Annotated in this window: 13 protein-coding genes; 1 reads left to right on the plus strand and 12 read right to left on the minus strand. The window is 65.4% G+C overall.

The genetic code is table 11. From position 1 onward, the window contains the following. Positions 1–20: 20 nt before the first annotated feature. From AB3X95_RS26815 to AB3X95_RS26865, 11 genes are all read right to left on the minus strand, one after another. Positions 21–1043 (minus strand): XdhC family protein, encoded by a 1023-nt coding sequence (locus AB3X95_RS26815; protein ID WP_368622980.1) that lies wholly within the window; start codon positions 1041–1043, stop codon positions 21–23. Beyond that, entirely contained in the window at positions 1016–1630 is a 615-nt protein-coding gene (locus AB3X95_RS26820) for a CoxG family protein (protein ID WP_368622981.1), read from the minus strand. The genes AB3X95_RS26815 and AB3X95_RS26820 overlap by 28 nt, the downstream gene beginning before the upstream one ends. Continuing rightward, entirely contained in the window at positions 1621–2892 is a 1272-nt protein-coding gene (locus AB3X95_RS26825) for a VWA domain-containing protein (RefSeq protein WP_368622982.1), read from the minus strand. The genes AB3X95_RS26820 and AB3X95_RS26825 overlap by 10 nt, the downstream gene beginning before the upstream one ends. Positions 2893–2903: 11 nt before the next feature. Further along, complete coding sequence (locus tag AB3X95_RS26830) at positions 2904–3785, minus strand: AAA family ATPase (RefSeq protein ID WP_368622983.1); 882 nt, start codon at positions 3783–3785, stop codon at positions 2904–2906. Positions 3786–3953: 168 nt separating this feature from the next. Continuing rightward, complete coding sequence (locus tag AB3X95_RS26835) at positions 3954–4751, minus strand: xanthine dehydrogenase family protein subunit M (protein ID WP_176122324.1); 798 nt, start codon at positions 4749–4751, stop codon at positions 3954–3956. A gap of 28 nt (positions 4752–4779) precedes the next feature. After that, complete coding sequence (locus AB3X95_RS26840; protein WP_368622984.1) at positions 4780–7161, minus strand: xanthine dehydrogenase family protein molybdopterin-binding subunit; 2382 nt, start codon at positions 7159–7161, stop codon at positions 4780–4782. 10 nt (positions 7162–7171) lie between these two features. After that, positions 7172–7693 (minus strand): (2Fe-2S)-binding protein, encoded by a 522-nt coding sequence (locus AB3X95_RS26845; protein WP_368622985.1) that lies wholly within the window; start codon positions 7691–7693, stop codon positions 7172–7174. A gap of 469 nt (positions 7694–8162) precedes the next feature. Next, positions 8163–9554 carry an amino acid permease gene (locus tag AB3X95_RS26850; RefSeq protein WP_018436903.1) on the minus strand — a complete coding sequence of 464 codons (1392 nt, stop codon included), beginning with the start codon at positions 9552–9554 and terminating at the stop codon, positions 8163–8165. Between the two features lie 302 nt (positions 9555–9856). After that, positions 9857–10513 (minus strand): response regulator transcription factor RqpR, encoded by a 657-nt coding sequence (gene rqpR / locus AB3X95_RS26855; protein WP_176109785.1) that lies wholly within the window; start codon positions 10511–10513, stop codon positions 9857–9859. A gap of 10 nt (positions 10514–10523) precedes the next feature. Next, the gene (locus AB3X95_RS26860; RefSeq protein ID WP_368622986.1) at positions 10524–11411 is read right to left on the minus strand and encodes a sensor histidine kinase; all 888 of its coding nucleotides are present in this window, start codon (positions 11409–11411) and stop codon (positions 10524–10526) included. A gap of 402 nt (positions 11412–11813) precedes the next feature. Beyond that, positions 11814–12584: a ferredoxin--NADP reductase gene (locus tag AB3X95_RS26865; protein ID WP_368622987.1), complete on the minus strand. Its 771-nt coding sequence runs from the start codon at positions 12582–12584 to the stop codon at positions 11814–11816. 606 nt (positions 12585–13190) lie between these two features. On the opposite strand from AB3X95_RS26865, the gene AB3X95_RS26870 reads away from it, so the two are divergent. Beyond that, on the plus strand, positions 13191–14327 hold the full coding sequence (locus AB3X95_RS26870) for a hypothetical protein (RefSeq protein WP_246392089.1): 1137 nt from the start codon (positions 13191–13193) through the stop codon (positions 14325–14327). A 187-nt stretch (positions 14328–14514) separates the two neighbouring features. On the opposite strand, the gene AB3X95_RS26875 is transcribed toward AB3X95_RS26870, so the two are convergent. Beyond that, on the minus strand, positions 14515–15471 hold the full coding sequence (locus AB3X95_RS26875) for an ABC transporter permease (RefSeq protein WP_368622988.1): 957 nt from the start codon (positions 15469–15471) through the stop codon (positions 14515–14517). Positions 15472–15476: the final 5 nt, after the last annotated feature.

The raw sequence follows: 15476 nt of genomic DNA on the forward strand, positions 1-15476 counted from the left end.
GGTTTGTTGAACGCGGCAGGCTACACTTTGCAAGCGGCGCCACCCGACGCCGCAATCTCCCGCGCAGCCTTCGCCCCTTCGACCTGCAATAGCGTCGGCAGCGACACGCCATTCTTGGCCGCCGTCACCTCCGCGAGAATCGACACGGCGATCTCAGGCGGCGTCCTGCTGCCGATATAAATGCCGACTGGCCCATGCAAACGGGCCAGTTCGGCTTCGTTCAAATCGAACTCCTTCAAACGCTCGCGTCTCGCGTGATTGTTCCGGCGCGAGCCGAGCGCGCCGACATAAAACGCCGGCGTCTTCAATGCTTCCATCAGCGCGAGATCGTCGAGCTTCGGATCGTGCGTGAGCGCGATCACCGCGCAGCGCTCGTCGAGCTTCATGTCGATCACGGTATCGTCCGGCATCGTGCGGACGATCTTCGTGCCCGGCACGTCCCATTCCTCGGTGTATTCCTCGCGCGGATCGCAGACCGTCACCTGATAATCGAGCCCCACCGCGATGTGGCACAGGTAGCGCGACAACTGCCCGGCGCCGATCACGAGCATCCGGTAGCGCGGGCCGTGGATCGTCAGCAGACGCTCGCCGTCGAAATGCACGCCGTCGGTCGCCTGCGCGTTGTCGAGCCGCACCGCGCCCGTCGCCATGTCGAGTTCGCGCGCGACGAGCCGGCCGTTCTCCACCGCGTGACACAACTCGGCGATGCCGCTTTGCCGCGTCAACGGTTCGAGCACGAGCTGGATCGTGCCGCCGCACGGCAGCCCGAAGCGATGCGCTTCCTCGGCTGTGATCCCGTATTTCACTGCTTCCGGATGCGTCTGCTCGATGCCCTGTTGCCGTACGCGGTCGATCAGATCGTCTTCGATGCAGCCGCCCGACACCGAGCCCACCACGAGGCCGTCGTCGCGCACCGCGAGCATCGCGCCCTCGGGACGCGGCGACGAGCCCCACGTCTTCACGACCGTCACGAGGAGCGCGCGATGTCCGTCCTCCAGCCAGCGGGCGCTGGTTTTCAGAACTTCGAGATCCACGCTGTCCATGATTTCTTCCCCTTCTTGGCTTCGCCGCCGGACTCTCCGTCCGCGGCGTCGTTCGATTCCGCTTGCGCAGACGCTGACGCTGACGCGGCTTCGGCTTCGGTCTCCACCGACGCGTCGCCGTCCGCAGCTTCATCAGCGCTATTCTCACCCGAGAGCTGAGCACTCAAGCGCTTGAAAAACTCCCCGGCGATCTTGCGCGCCGCGCCGTCGACGAGCCGCGAGCCGATCTGAGCGAGCTTGCCGCCGACCTGCGCGTTGGCAGTGTAGGAGAGCTTCGTCGCGGCATCGCCGTCGGCTTCGAGCGTGACCTGCGTATTGCCCTTCGCGAAGCCGGCTGCACCGCCCTGGCCTTCGAACACGATCGTGTAGGCGTTCGGCGCGTCGATGTCGGTCAGTTGCATGCGCCCCTTGAAGCGCGCCTTGACCGGGCCGACCGCCGCGCTCAGCGTGACCAGGTACGCGTTTTCGCCGTCCGGGTCGATGCTTTCGCAACCGGGGATGCAGGCGCGCAGAATCTCCGTGTCGTTCAACGCGTCCCACGTTTGCTGCTGCGCGACCGGCAGCGTATGAGTTTCGCTCAATTCCATGACGTTGCTCCTGCGAGTGTCGTCGCGGCGACTGCGTGGCGAGGCGTGCGCGTCAATTGCGCGAGATCGCGGCCGAACGCTGCGAGACTGTCTAGATTATGAACCGGACGATGCGCGTCGACATACGGCAGGATCGCCTGCACGCCGCGCGCCTTCGGAGTGAAGCCGCTGAACCGCAGCAGCGGATTGAGCCACACGATGCGATGCGCGAAACGTGCGAGGCGCGCCATTTCGGTATCGAGCACGTCGATCGCTTCGTGATCGAGACCGTCGGTGACGAGCAGCACCGTTGCACGACCTGTGAGCACGCGGCGCGCCCAGCGTCGGTTGAATTCGGCGAGCGCCGCACCGATGCGCGTGCCGCCCGACCAGTCGACCACCTGATCGCTGAGCGTCGCGATCGCGACGTCGGGATCGCGTTCGCGTAATGCGCGCGTCGCGTTCGTGAGCCGCGTGCCGAACAGAAACACCTGCAGACGTTCGCGCGACTGCAACAGCGCGTGGCAGAAGTACAGCACCGCGCGCGAGTAGTTGCTCATCGAGCCGGAAATGTCGAGCAGCAGCACGAGCGGCGGCTTGCGCTCGACCCTCGCGCGATACTTCCACACGGTCCAGTCGCCACCGGCGCGCACCGCGTGCCGCGCGCTCGCGCGCAGGTCCGCGTGCGTGCCGTGCGATGCCGCCTTCAGGCGCCGCGTCGGTTCGGTGGCGAGCGGCAGCCGCTGGCCGCGGATCAGATGACGCAGCGTGCGCCATTCGTCGGCGCTCAGCGTGTCGAAATCGCGATGGCGCAGCCGCTCTTCCGCGCTGAACGTCAACTGGGCATGCAACTCGTGCTGCTCGGTTTCTTGCGGCGCATTCAGATGCGGCGACGGCGGCATGCGTACCGCGAGCGCATCGGCGAGACGGTTGTTGCGCTTCGGCGGCGGCAGCCCGTCGCGCACTTTCGGCAGCAGCAGTGCGCGCAGCTTGCCCTCCCAGTCGGGGTTGCGCCAGAAAAGATCGAATGCGGCATTGAATAGCTCGCGTTCGTCGGGCGCGGTGACGAGCAGCGCGGCAAGCGCGGCGCGCACGTCGTCGCGGCGGCCGAGATCGATCCACTGCAACGCGGCGAGCGCGTCGACGGCCTGTGCGGGCGACATCGGCAAACCGGCGCCGCGCAGCACGCGCACGAAATGAACGACGTTGCGCGCGAGCATGGGCGCGGACTGCTGCTTTTCGCCGTCGTGTCTGCCTATGCCTATGCCGATGTCGTTCGTCATGCCGACGACCCTCACCCGGCCAGACACTGCGCGATCTGCGCGGCATCCACGCGCGCGAGATCATCCTGATACTTGAGCAGCACGCCGAGCGTGTTCTGCACCGATTGCGGATCGAGCTCCGTCACCGACAGCGCTTCGAGCGCGCGGCACCAGTCGATCGTTTCGGCGATGCCAGGCGCCTTGAACAGATCCATGCCGCGCAGCCGATGCACGAAGTCGACCGCGCGCCGCTGCAATTGCGCCGACGTTTGCGGCGCGCGCGCGGCGACGATCTCGAGTTCGCGCTCGCGATCCGGATAGCCGATCCATTGATACAGACAGCGGCGCTTCAACGCATCGTGCACTTCGCGCGTGCGGTTCGACGTCATGATGACGAGCGGCGGCTGTGCGGCGCGCACGGTGCCGTATTCGGGAATCGATACCTGGAAATCCGAAAGCAGTTCGAGCAGGAAGGCCTCGAACGGTTCGTCGGCGCGGTCGATTTCGTCGATCAGCAGCACGCGTCGCGCGCCGGGATGGTTTTCGTCGGGCAGCAGTGCCTGTAGAAGCGGACGCTTCAGCAGGAATTCGCCGCGATACAGCGTGTCGTTGTCGGGGCGCTCGCCGCTCGCTTCGGCGAGCCGCAGCGCCATGATCTGGCGCGGGTAGTCCCACTCATAAAGCGCGCTCGCGGTGTCGAGTCCTTCATAGCATTGCAGCCGCAGCAGCGCGGTGCCGAGCATGCCGGCCGCCGCTTTCGCGAGCTCGGTCTTGCCGACACCCGGCTCGCCTTCGACGAACAGCGGCCGCTCCATGCGCAGCGCGAGATACAGCGCGGTCGCCAGTTCGCGGCTCGCGAAATAGCCTTGGGCGGCGAGTTGGGCGAGGGTGTCGTCGATCGAAGCCGGCTGCATGGTGGTCCTGAATCTGCGCGACAGGCCATGACAAGGCGCGGCGCGAGTGAAGAACGCAATGGGCGCGAGCTCGGCGTTGAACGCAGGCGCCTGCTCGCGAAAGGAACGAAGCCGGCTTGCGCGCGCCAAGATGTTCGCGCGGCAAGCCGGGCCGCCTAGCGAGTATCGCTAGGCATTTGCCTTCGTGACCGCGCGCGCGGCGAGCAGCGGAATCAGATGCGCGCGATACGCGGCGCTCGCGTGCATGTCGTCGTTCAGCTCGTCGGGCGACACGCTGACCGCGCGTGCCGCCTCGGGCGTGAAGTTCGCCGACAGCGCGCTTTCGAGCTCGGGCACGCGAAATACCGACGACGCCGCACCCGTCACCGCAACCCGCACACCGCCTGCGGACTTCGCCACGAACACGCCGACCAGCGCGAAGTGCGAGGCCGGATTGCGGAATTTCTCGTATGCGGCGCGCTCGGGCACCGGAAACTCGACGGCGACGATCAACTCGTCGGGTTCGAGCGCGGTCTCGTACATGCCGACGAAGAAATCGCTCGAGGCGATGCGCCGCCGGTCCGTGACTATCGTCGCGTCGAGCCCCATCGCGGCGGCCGGGTAGCACGCGGCCGGATCGTTGTTCGCGAGCGAGCCGCCGATCGTGCCGAGCGCGCGCACCTGGCGATCGCCGATATTCGAAGCCAGCTCCGCGAGCGCGGGCAACACGCGCCGCACGTCCGCATGCTCGGCGACGTCGGCATGACAAACGGCCGCGCCGATCGTCACCTTGTTCGCGTCGACGCTGATCGTTTTGAGCGCGGGAATGCGCGTCACGTCGATCAGTTGCGACGGCTGGGCAAGACGCAGGCGCATCGTCGGCAGAAGGCTCTGGCCGCCGGCGAGAAACTTCGCTTCCGGGTCGGCGGTGAGGGCTGCGGCGGCCGCTTGCGGATCCGTCGCGCGTTGATACTCGAATGAATACATGTCGAATGCTCCGCTCAGGATCGTTGGGTCAGGCTTGCTTCGCCGCTTGAATCGCGGACCACACGCGATGCGGCGTGGCCGGCATCTGCAGATTGGTCACGCCAAGCGGCGCGAGCGCGTCGATGATCGCGTTGATCACGGCCGGCGGTGAGCCGATCGCGCCCGCTTCGCCGCAGCCTTTGACGCCGAGCGGGTTGTGCGTGCACGGCGTGCCCTTCGAAGTCTCGACCGTGAAGTCGGGCAGATCGGACGCATGCGGCATCGCGTAGTCCATGTACGAACCGGACAGCAGCTGGCCGCTGTCGTTGTCGTACACGCAGCGCTCGAGCATCGCCTGGCCGATGCCTTGCCCGAGCCCGCCATGCACCTGGCCTTCGACGATCATGGGATTGATCACGTTGCCGAAATCGTCGACCGCGGTGAACTTCTGGATGCGGCTCTCGCCGGTGTCCGGATCGACTTCGATCTCGCAGATGTACGCGCCCGACGGATACGTGAAGTTGGTCGGGTCATAGAACGCGCTTTCTTCGAGGCCCGGTTCGAGCACATCGAGCGGATAGTTGTGCGGCACGTAGGCTGCGAGCGAGATTTCCGCGAACGCCTTCGTGCGGTCGGTGCCCGCGACGCGGAACACGCCGTTCTTGAACTCGATGTCTTCAGCCGACGCTTCCAGCAGATGCGAGGCGATCTTCTTCGCCTTCGCTTCGATTTTGTCGAGCGCCTTCGAGATTGCCGAGCCGCCGACCGCGATCGAACGCGAGCCATACGTGCCCATGCCGAACGCGATGCGGCCGGTGTCACCGTGCACGATCTCGACGCTGTCGAGTGGAATGCCGAGGCGGTCGGCGACCACTTGCGCGAAGGTCGTCTCGTGGCCTTGGCCGTGGCTATGCGAACCCGTGAACACGGTGACCGAACCGGTCGGGTGCACGCGAATCTGGCCGACTTCGAACAGGCCCGCGCGCGCACCGAGCGCGCCCGCGATGTTCGACGGCGCGAGACCGCATGCCTCGATGTAGCACGAGTAGCCGAGGCCGCGGCGCTTGCCGTTCTTTTCCGATTCCTGCCGGCGCGCGGCGAAGCCCTCGACGTCCGCGAGCGTCAGCGCGCGCGACAGAATCGCGTTGTAGTCGCCGGTGTCGTAGGTGAGGCCGACCGGGGTCGCGTACGGGAACTGCGTGATGAAGTTGCGGCGGCGAATTTCCGCGGGGTCGAGCTTCATCTCGCGCGCCGCGGCTTCGACCAGACGCTCGACGACGAACGTCGCTTCCGGCCGGCCCGCGCCGCGATACGCATCGACGGGAACGGTGTTGGTGAAGACCGCCTTCACTTCCGCGTAGATCGCGGGCGTCGCGTATTGGCCGGCGAGCAGCGTCGCGTACAGGATCGTCGGCACGCTCGACGCGAACGTCGACAGATAGGCGCCCATGTTGGCGATCGTATGCACGCGCATCGCGAGGAACTTGCCGTCGGCGTCCATCGCCAGCTCGGCCTTGGTCACGTGATCGCGGCCGTGCGCGTCGGAAAGGAACGCCTCGGAGCGCTCGGCCGTCCATTTGACCGGCCGGCCGATCTTCTTCGATGCCCATGTGAGCGCGACGTCTTCCGCATACAGGAAGATCTTCGAGCCGAAGCCGCCGCCGACGTCCGGCGCGATCACGCGCAGCTTCGATTCCGGCAGCGACAGCACGAACGCGGCCATCAGCAGCCGCTCGACGTGCGGATTCTGATTCGCCACATACAACGTGTAGCTATCGTCCTGCGCCGAATAGCTCGCGTTGACCGCGCGTGGTTCGATCGCGTTCGGCACGAGCCGATTGTTGACGATGTCGAGCGTGGTCACGTGCGCGGCTTTCGCGAACGCGGCGTCGGTCGCGGCCTTGTCGCCGTGGCCCCAGTTGTAGCAGACGTTGTCGGGCACTTCGTCGTGCACCGCCGCCTGACCCGGGTCGGCCGCATGCGCGGTATCGACGACGGCCGGCAGTTCTTCGTAATCGACCTCGATCAGTTCGGCCGCATCTTTGGCGGCCTTGATCGATTCGGCGATCACGAGCGCGATCTGGTCGCCCACATGCCGCGCCTTCGTATGCGCGATCACCGGATGCGGCGGCTCGTTCATCGGCTTGCCGTCGGTGCTGTGGATCAGCCAGCCGCACGGCAGTCCGCCGACCTTCTCCGCCGCCAGGTCCGCGCCGGTGAAGATCGCGACCACGCCCGGCGACTGTTTGGCCGCGCTCGTGTCGATGCTGTTGATCTTCGCGTGCGCGTGCGGCGAGCGCAGGAACACCGCGTAGGTTTGCTGCGGCAGCACGATGTCGTCGGTGTACTGGCCTTTGCCGGTCAGGAAGCGATAGTCTTCCTTGCGTTCGACGGCGGCGCCGATCAGGCTCTGGGTATCGGGTGCGTTCATCGTCGGCTCCTCAGGCGGTTGCGCCGGTGGCATTCGCGCCGGCAGTTGCGCTCGATGCGGCGGACGCCTTCATACCCGCGGCGCCTTCGAGCACGGCCTTGACGATGTTGTGATAACCCGTACAGCGGCACAGATTGCCGTCGAGCTGTTCGCGCACTTCGTCGCCGGTCAGATCGGGTAGATGCTGCACCAGCGACACCGCGCTCATCACCATGCCCGGCGTGCAGAAGCCGCATTGCAGACCGTGGCAGTGCTTGAACGCGGCCTGCATCGGATGCAGGGCGCCGTTGTGCGCGAGCCCTTCGATGGTCGTGACTTCGGCGCCATCGGCTTGCGCGGCGAGGATGTTGCAGGACTTGATCGCGCGGCCGTTCAGATGCACGGTGCAGGCGCCGCATTGCGCGGTATCGCAGCCGACGTGGGTGCCGGTCAGACGGAGTTGATCGCGCAGGAACTGGACAAGCAGGGTGCCAGGGTCGACTGAGGCGCTCACGGGTGCGCCATTGACCGTCAGACTGATGCTGATCGCCATGAAGCTGTCTCCTATGTCGACCGCGGTTAGCGCTTTAGCGCTTACCGCGGTCCCATGCGGTTTAAACGCGATTGATCGGAGCGAGCGCTTCGGCGTATCGATCCCCGCCTCCACGCTGACCACGATCCCATGCAAGATAGTTGCTGTGGGTGAGACCGGACCTGTGATTGTTGTTGCCCCTGCTTTTGCTTCGACTGCGAGTGACTGCGGTTCGCGAGGTCCGATGAGGGTGCTGCGGGTTTTACAAGTCTGCCGAAAAGTAAAGCACAAATCGCGCGGACGCGCTATGAGGGGAAGTGTGTCGGCGCGCGCGAGCGCACCAACAGAAGACGGGGCCACGGAACGGGACGCCGCAAAGACGAGCGCCCCGTCTGCAGGGCATGACGGGGCGCTTCGATAAATCAGCGGAAAGCGAGGCCGCGCTCGCGAGCATTCAGCTCATTGGCGCGGCCTCGTTGAAAACGGCGCCTTACTTTGCCAGTTTCGAATGACGGCGCGAGTAGCCGAAATAAACGACCATGCCGATCGCGAGCCAGATGAGGAACGCGCCCCACGTGATGCCTTGAAGATTCAGCATCAGGAACAGGCACGATGCGACCGCGAGCACCGGCACGACCGGCACGCCCGGGCAACGGAACGCGCGCGGCAGCTCGGGGTGGGTCTTGCGCAGCACGAGCACCGCGATCGACACCATCGAGAATGCCGCGAGCGTGCCGATATTGATCAGTTCAGCCAACACATTGAGCGGCACCAGCGCACCGATCAGGCCGAAGAAGATACCGACGAGCCACGTCGTGAAGAACGGCGTCGCGAAGCGCGGATGCACTTTCGACAGCTTCGCGGGCAGCAGCCCGTCGCGCGACATCGCGAAGATCACGCGCGTCTGACCGTAGGCCATCACGAGAATCACGGTCAGCATGCCGAGCACGGCGCCGAGGTCGATGAAGCCCGCGACCCAGTTTTGCCCCGCGAGCTGCAGCGCGTATGACACCGGGTGCGAAATGCCCATGAACTTCTCGGACGGCACGATGCCGGTGACGACCGCAGCCACGGCCACATACAGCACCGCGCACACGCCGAGCGACGCGATGATGCCGATCGGCAGATCCCGCTTCGGATTCTTCACCTCTTCCGCCGCCGACGACACCGAGTCGAAGCCGATGAACGCGAAGAACATCACCGCGGCCGCGCCGAACACGCCGCTCCAGCCGTGCGGCATGAACGGGTGCCAGTTGGCCGGCGTGACGTGGAACACGCCGACGCCGATCACGAGCAGCACGACCACGACCTTGATCGCCACCATGATGTTGTTGATCCGCGCGGATTCGCGCACACCGACCGACAGCAGCGTGGTGATCGCCATCATCACGAGGAAGGCGGGCAGGTTGAACAGCGTTTCGTGTCCGGGGACGGCGCCGGGGGCCGCGGTCAGCGCCATCGGCAGCGACACGCCGAAGCCCGACAGCAGCGACTGCAGATAGCCGGACCAGCCGACCGACACCGCCGAGGTCGCGAGCCCGTACTCGAGCATCAGGTCCCAGCCGATGATCCACGCGGCCAGCTCGCCGAGCGTCGCGTACGAGTACGTATAGATCGAACCGGCGACCGGAATTGTCGACGCGAATTCGGCATAGGCGAGGGCGGCGAAGCCGCAGGCGATCGCCGCAATCACGAACGAGATCATTAGCGCGGGGCCGGCCTGCAAGGCGCCCGTGCCGGTCAGCACGAAGATGCCGGTGCCGATGATGGCGCCGACGCCGAGGAAAGTCAGGTCGAGCGCGCCGAGCGCCTTTTTCAGGCCGGCGGTCTGAGCGCTTGCCGCAAGCATGTGCTCGACGCTCTTTTTGCGAAACAGGGACATTGGCGTGGGTCTCCAGTGGTGCACGCGTGTTGCGCGCCGAATGTCGGGAAAACCCGCAATTCTAGCGGATGCGTGCCACCGGGCCGGTTCAAAACGGCGCTTCGTGGACCAGGGCGATGGGCGGAAACTCCCGCCAGGAGGGGCGTCGGGGTGGTCTTGCGGTGCCGCACGCGGGGCGGCAGTAGGCTTTTACTGAATAGGCGATCGATGGGGACGGAATTTTTTCGTTTGTGCGGGCGCCACGATCGGCTCGGGCCGACTGCGGCACAACGCCGCAGTCATGCGCTATGGCGTCTGCTGGCCTAGCCGGCCATCGCTGGATTCAGATCGACGAGGCGGTTGCTCATCACATAGAACGTGAGCTCGGCGTTGTTGCGCAGCTTCATCTTGTCGAGCAGCCGCGTGCGGTACACGCTGACCGTCTTCACCGACAGCGACAGTGTGGCGGCGATATCGGTGAGCCGTTTGCCCGACGCGAGCATGCACAGCGTCTGGTACTCGCGATCGGACAGCTTTTCGTGCGGCAACTGCTCGCCGTCGAACGACACGTAGTCGGCGAGCGCCTCGGCCATCTCGGGGCTCACGTACTTGCGGCCCGCGGCGACTTGCTGGATCGCGCCGATCATCTGCGCGGCGTCGACCGTCTTCGACAGATAGCCGGACGCGCCGGCCTTGAGCGCGCGCACCGCGTACTGGTCCTCGCGGTACATCGAGAACATCAGCACCGCGACGCGTGGCGCCTTGCGTTTCAGGCGCTTGAGCACCTCGACGCCATTCATGTCGGGCAGCGAGATGTCGAGCAGCACGACGTCGAAGCTGTGATGGACGACCGAGTCGAGCGCTTCGGAGCCGCTTTGCGCCTCGGCGACCTCGCGCGCGACGCCGCGATCGAGCAGCAGCTGGCGAACGCCCTGGCGGACCACCGCGTGATCTTCGACGATCAGGATGCGCAGGCTCATGGTCGCGTGCTCACGATTGCAGCGCGCGCCGGGCGGCGCGCGGGGCGGGGGTGGTGGCCAGCACCGCGTGCCACGCGAAGCGGGCCTGGATCAAGGTGCCGCGCGGGGCGACGGCGCCGTTGCTGCCAGTGCCGCTATCCTCGCCGCAACCGACGCTTGCGCGCCTCGCGCCGACCCGCAACGTGCCGTCGAATGCGGCGCAGCGCGCCTGCATGCCGGCGAGGCCGAAATGACCGCCTGGCTGTTTCTGGCCACCGCGTTCGCGCGCGCCGCGCGGCAGACCGATGCCGTCGTCGCTGATGATGAGCCTCAGATGACGCGCATCCGTTTCGACACGCACGTCGGCGCAGCTCGCGCGTGCGTGCTTCGCGACGTTGTTCAGCGCTTCCTGCGCGACGCGGAACACGGCGAGCGCGGCATCGGCGGACAGGCGCGCGAGACGCGCGTCGTCGGCGCAGGTGACGGTGGTGCGCAAGCCGGTGCGAGAGGAGAAGTCGCGCACCCAGCACTTCAGCGCGCCGGCGAGGCCAGTCTCGAACGACGGCGCGTGCAGTTGCGCGATGGCCTCGCGGTTCGCCGCGTGCACGGCGTCGAGCGAACGGTTCGCGACCGCGAGCGCGGCCGCGCATTGCGGCGGCGCGTCGGCGGGCAGCCAGGTTTCGATGCCGGCGAGCGCGAAGCGTGTCGCGGTCAGCTCGGCGCCGACGCTGTCGTGCAACTCGCGCGCGACGTGGCGGCGTACGCTTTCCTGCGCGTCGACCAGTTCGGCCGACAGCTCGCGCACCCGCGCGCGCAGCCGCTCGATCTCGCGGGCGGCGTGCGACGGCATGTCGAAGCCATCACGCTGCGCGGCCGAGGCCAAGGCAGCGTTGAACGGGACGGCAGTCGGCGTATCCATGAATTTCCCTCTCAGGAAGCGGAGTGGACAGCGAAGCGGGCGCGCGCAGACGCGATCAGCGCCTGCGAATCACGCGGTTTTCGCGTCGGACGAAACACGATGGCCCAACGTAACGAAATTTACATTCAGTAACAACTCGGGTTGACGATGTTCAGTGTACGAATTCGTCTGATCTTGCGGCGCGATGATATCCCAAAAAGATTAAAAAAGCAGTCGCCCCAAGGCTTAGCGCATGGTTTGTAGAAATTACTTGATGTTTGTCATACGCCCGCCGTGTCAGAGGAATTCTGACAGCGAAGGTGATGTAACAGGGTCCAATTTGTAACGAAGCAACAAAAAAAGGAGCCCAGAGGCTCCTTTTTTGAAATTCGCGGTGCGTGGGCCGCGAGAGGGAATACCGGCTTAGCCGACGAAGGCCTTTTCGACCACGTAATGACCCGGCTCGTTGTTGCTGCCTTCCTTGAAACCGGCGTCTTCGAGCAGCTTGCGCGTGTCGCGCAGCATGTGCGGGCTGCCGCACAGCATGACGCGGTCGTTTTCGAGCGAGAAACCCGGCACGCCGAGGTCGGCGAACAGCTTTTCGGTTTCGATCAGCTCGGTGATGCGGCCGCGGTTCTGGAACGCTTCGCGCGTGACGGTCGGGTAGTACAGCAGCTTTTCCTGCACGAACTCGCCGAGGTGTTCATGCGCCGGCAGGTGCTCGGTGATGTATTCCTTGTACGCGAGTTCGTCGACGAAACGGCAGGTGTGCGTGAGCACCACGCGCTCGTAGCGGTCGTAAATGTCCGGATCTTTGATGATCGACATGAACGGCGCTAGGCCCGTGCCGGTAGACAGCAGCCACAGCGTCTTGCCCGGCAGCAGGTTATCGGCCACCAGCGTGCCGACCGGCTTCTTGCCGATCAGCACTTCGTCGCCGACCTTCAGATGCTGCAGACGCGACGTGAGCGGACCGTCCTGCACCTTGATGCTGAGGAATTCGAGATGTTCTTCGTAGTTCGCACTCGCGAGGCTGTAGGCGCGCAGCAGCGGCTTGCCGTCGACCTGCAGGCCGACCATCGTGAACTGGCCGTTTTCGAAGCGGAACGACGGATCGCGCGTGCAGGTGAAGCTGAAAAGCGTATCGGTCCAGTGATGGACGCTCAGGACGGTTTGTGAATTCAGGTTGCTCATGGCTTCTTGGATAGTGCGAAAACAAAGGCGGCCAGTCGTCTGAGCCGGCCGGCACGGCAAGGGCGATGCTGCGCTGATCCGTGGTCGGGACTCCCGCGCAATCCAGCATTTTACCGTGCCCGCCGGGGCGGGGCCGCGGCGCGGCGGGCGAGCGTGGTAAAGCGGGTTGCCAAACCGGGAAGCGGCGGCGCCGGCTTGCTGGCGCCGCGAAGTACGTTGGCGTGAGAGCGGCCGTGCTTCAGCGGGGTACGGCGACTCGGCGAACGCCGCGCAGGGCGGCTGCCATTGGCTGTCCGGCAGGCGTGAAAGCGACGCGCCGCGTGGGCAACAATTTCAAGATGATACCGAAACGCGGCGTGCGCTGCAGCATTGAGCATGCTGATAAGGCTGGCAAGTGGGGCGGAACCGTCCCGACGCCATCGGGATCGCCTCGGGTTCGACTATCGGTTGCACGGCGCGATTTTTTTGGGGAATACGCCTGACGTCACCTCGTTTACGCAGGACGCGAGTCGCGCGAAGCCAGGCAGTGCGGTGGCTGCGCGACTCGTCCTGGCGGCCGCGACCGCCCCTGCGAGTAGGAGGTGTCAAATGGAAACTTCTCGTGCGATGTCTGCATTCGGTTCATATACGGACTTCACCGGCTTGGTGATACGGGCACGCGCATCGCGCCGCTTACGTCGTGCGGTGTGTCAGGCCGGTCTGCTGGTTTTATCGTTGGGGGCGGTCGGGGCCGAGGCGCAGGAGGTGATTTTGCCGCCGCAGTCCGTGACCTCGTCGACCGTTCCGGCCAACGGCGATGTGAATCCGTATGGCATGGCGTTCGTGCCGTTCGGCGTGCCGTCCTGGAGCATGCTCAAACCCGGCGATGTGGTGGTGTCGAATTTCAATGCGAAGTCGAACCTGCAGGGAACCGGTACGACGATCGTCAAGCTCGTGCCCAATAGCAATCCGGTGACCTTCTTCCAGGGAAGCAATCTCGGTCTCACGACGGCGCTCGCGGTGCTCAGAAGTGGCTTCGTGCTGGTGGGCAATGTGCCGACCACGGATGGCAAGAACGTCGTCCCTCCGGGCTCGCTGCTCGTCATCAATCCGCAGGGCGGGCTCGTCACGGAACTGAAAGATAAGAAGCTGCTGGACGGCCCCTGGGATCTCACCGTGATCGACGGGGGGCAATTCGTCCGGGTCTTCGTCTCGGACGTGCTGAATGGAAAGGTCGCGCGGATCGATCTTGCGATCGGGGAGAACGGCGTTCAGATGCTGCCTAGCTCGACCATCATCGCGTCAGGCTATCTGCACCGCACCGATCCGGCGGCGCTGGTGGTCGGCCCGACCGGACTGGCGTACGACCCATCGCATGACGTGCTCTACGTCGCCTCGACCGGTGACAACGCGGTGTTCGCCATCTACGGCGCCGCGGGCGCGAATCACGATGGCGGCGTCGGCCGGATGATTTACCAGGACAACAAGCACCTGCACGGTCCGCTTGCGCTGGCACTCGCACCCAACGGGCATCTCGTCACCGCAAACGGCGACGCGGTCAACCCCGACCCGAATCAGCCCAGCGAAATCGTCGAGTTCACCGTCGACGGACAGTTCGTCGCCCAATTGCAGGTCGATCCTGCGCCGGGCTCGGCGTTCGGCCTCGCCTTCGGCCTCGATAGCAAGCGCCACCTGCAGTTCACGGCGGTGGACGACGCCACCAATACCGCGACGGTCTGGACGTTGCGCACGAACAATCAATAAGGAAACCGAGGACGACGATCGGGGACGTCCTGACGCGTCGGGGACACGTCACGGTCACACGGTTTCACGGCGAGTCTATCGGTACACAGATATGGATCGGGGGCGGCGATTGTAGCGGCAAGCCTCAGTCGAATAAGGAAAATCTGTCCGATGGTATTGTTGACGCCAATTCGCGGGTGCCGCTTGCTCAGGCCGCCGCCGCCCGCTTTTTTCCTCGCTGTTTCAGCACCCGCGCCTGCAGCACGATCACGAGTAGCAGGAACACGCCGCGAATCACCGATTGCCAGTACGCGGACAGACTGATGAAGCCGAGTCCGTTCTCGAAGTTCAGCAGATTGAACACGAGCCCGAGCAGCAGCACGCCGGCAATCGTCATCGCGACGGAACCTTCGCCGCCGGTCAGCAGCGTGCCACCGAGCACGACCGCCGAGATCGCGAACAGCTCCCAGCCGACGCCTTCGTTCGGCTGCCCCGCGCCGAACTGCGCGGCGAGGATCACGCCCGCCATGCCGGCGAGCAGCCCGCTGACCGCATAGGCCATCACCAGCGTGCGGTCGACGTTAAGCCCCATCAGCCGCGCGGCCTCTTCGCTGCCGCCGATCGCGAGCGAGTGCCGCCCGAAGCGCGTGCTGCGCAGCGCGAGCCAGCCGGCCACCGCGGCGACCAGCGCGACGAGTCCCGGAATCGGCAGTCCGAGCAGGTCGCCCTGACCGAAGTTGCCGAAGTTCGAATCGGCCGCGATCGAGACCGCATCGTTCTTGCCCAGCAACAGCGCGACGCCGTGCGCGCCGAGGCTCGTCGCAAGCGTGACGATGAACGGCAGGATCTTGAGCCGCGTGATGATGATGCCGTTCAGCACGCCGACCGCGAGCCCGGCCGCGCAGCCCGCCAGCACCGCGACCCAGCCCCCGTAGAAGCTCGTCAGCGCGGCGACCACGCTCGCGAGCGCCGCGACCGTGCCGACCGACAGATCGATGCCGCCCGTGATGATCACGAAGGCCATGCCGATCGAGATCAGCGCGAACATCGAGTTGTAGCGCCAGAACGATGTGATGTTGTACGCAGAGCCGAAGTGGTCATAGCGCACGAGGCCAAAGACGACGAGCGCCGCGAGCGCGAGCAGGATGGGAAGATTCTTTTTCATCGCAT

Source organism: Paraburkholderia sp. BR13444 (assembly GCF_040948755.1).
GTDB lineage: Bacteria > Pseudomonadota > Gammaproteobacteria > Burkholderiales > Burkholderiaceae > Paraburkholderia > Paraburkholderia youngii.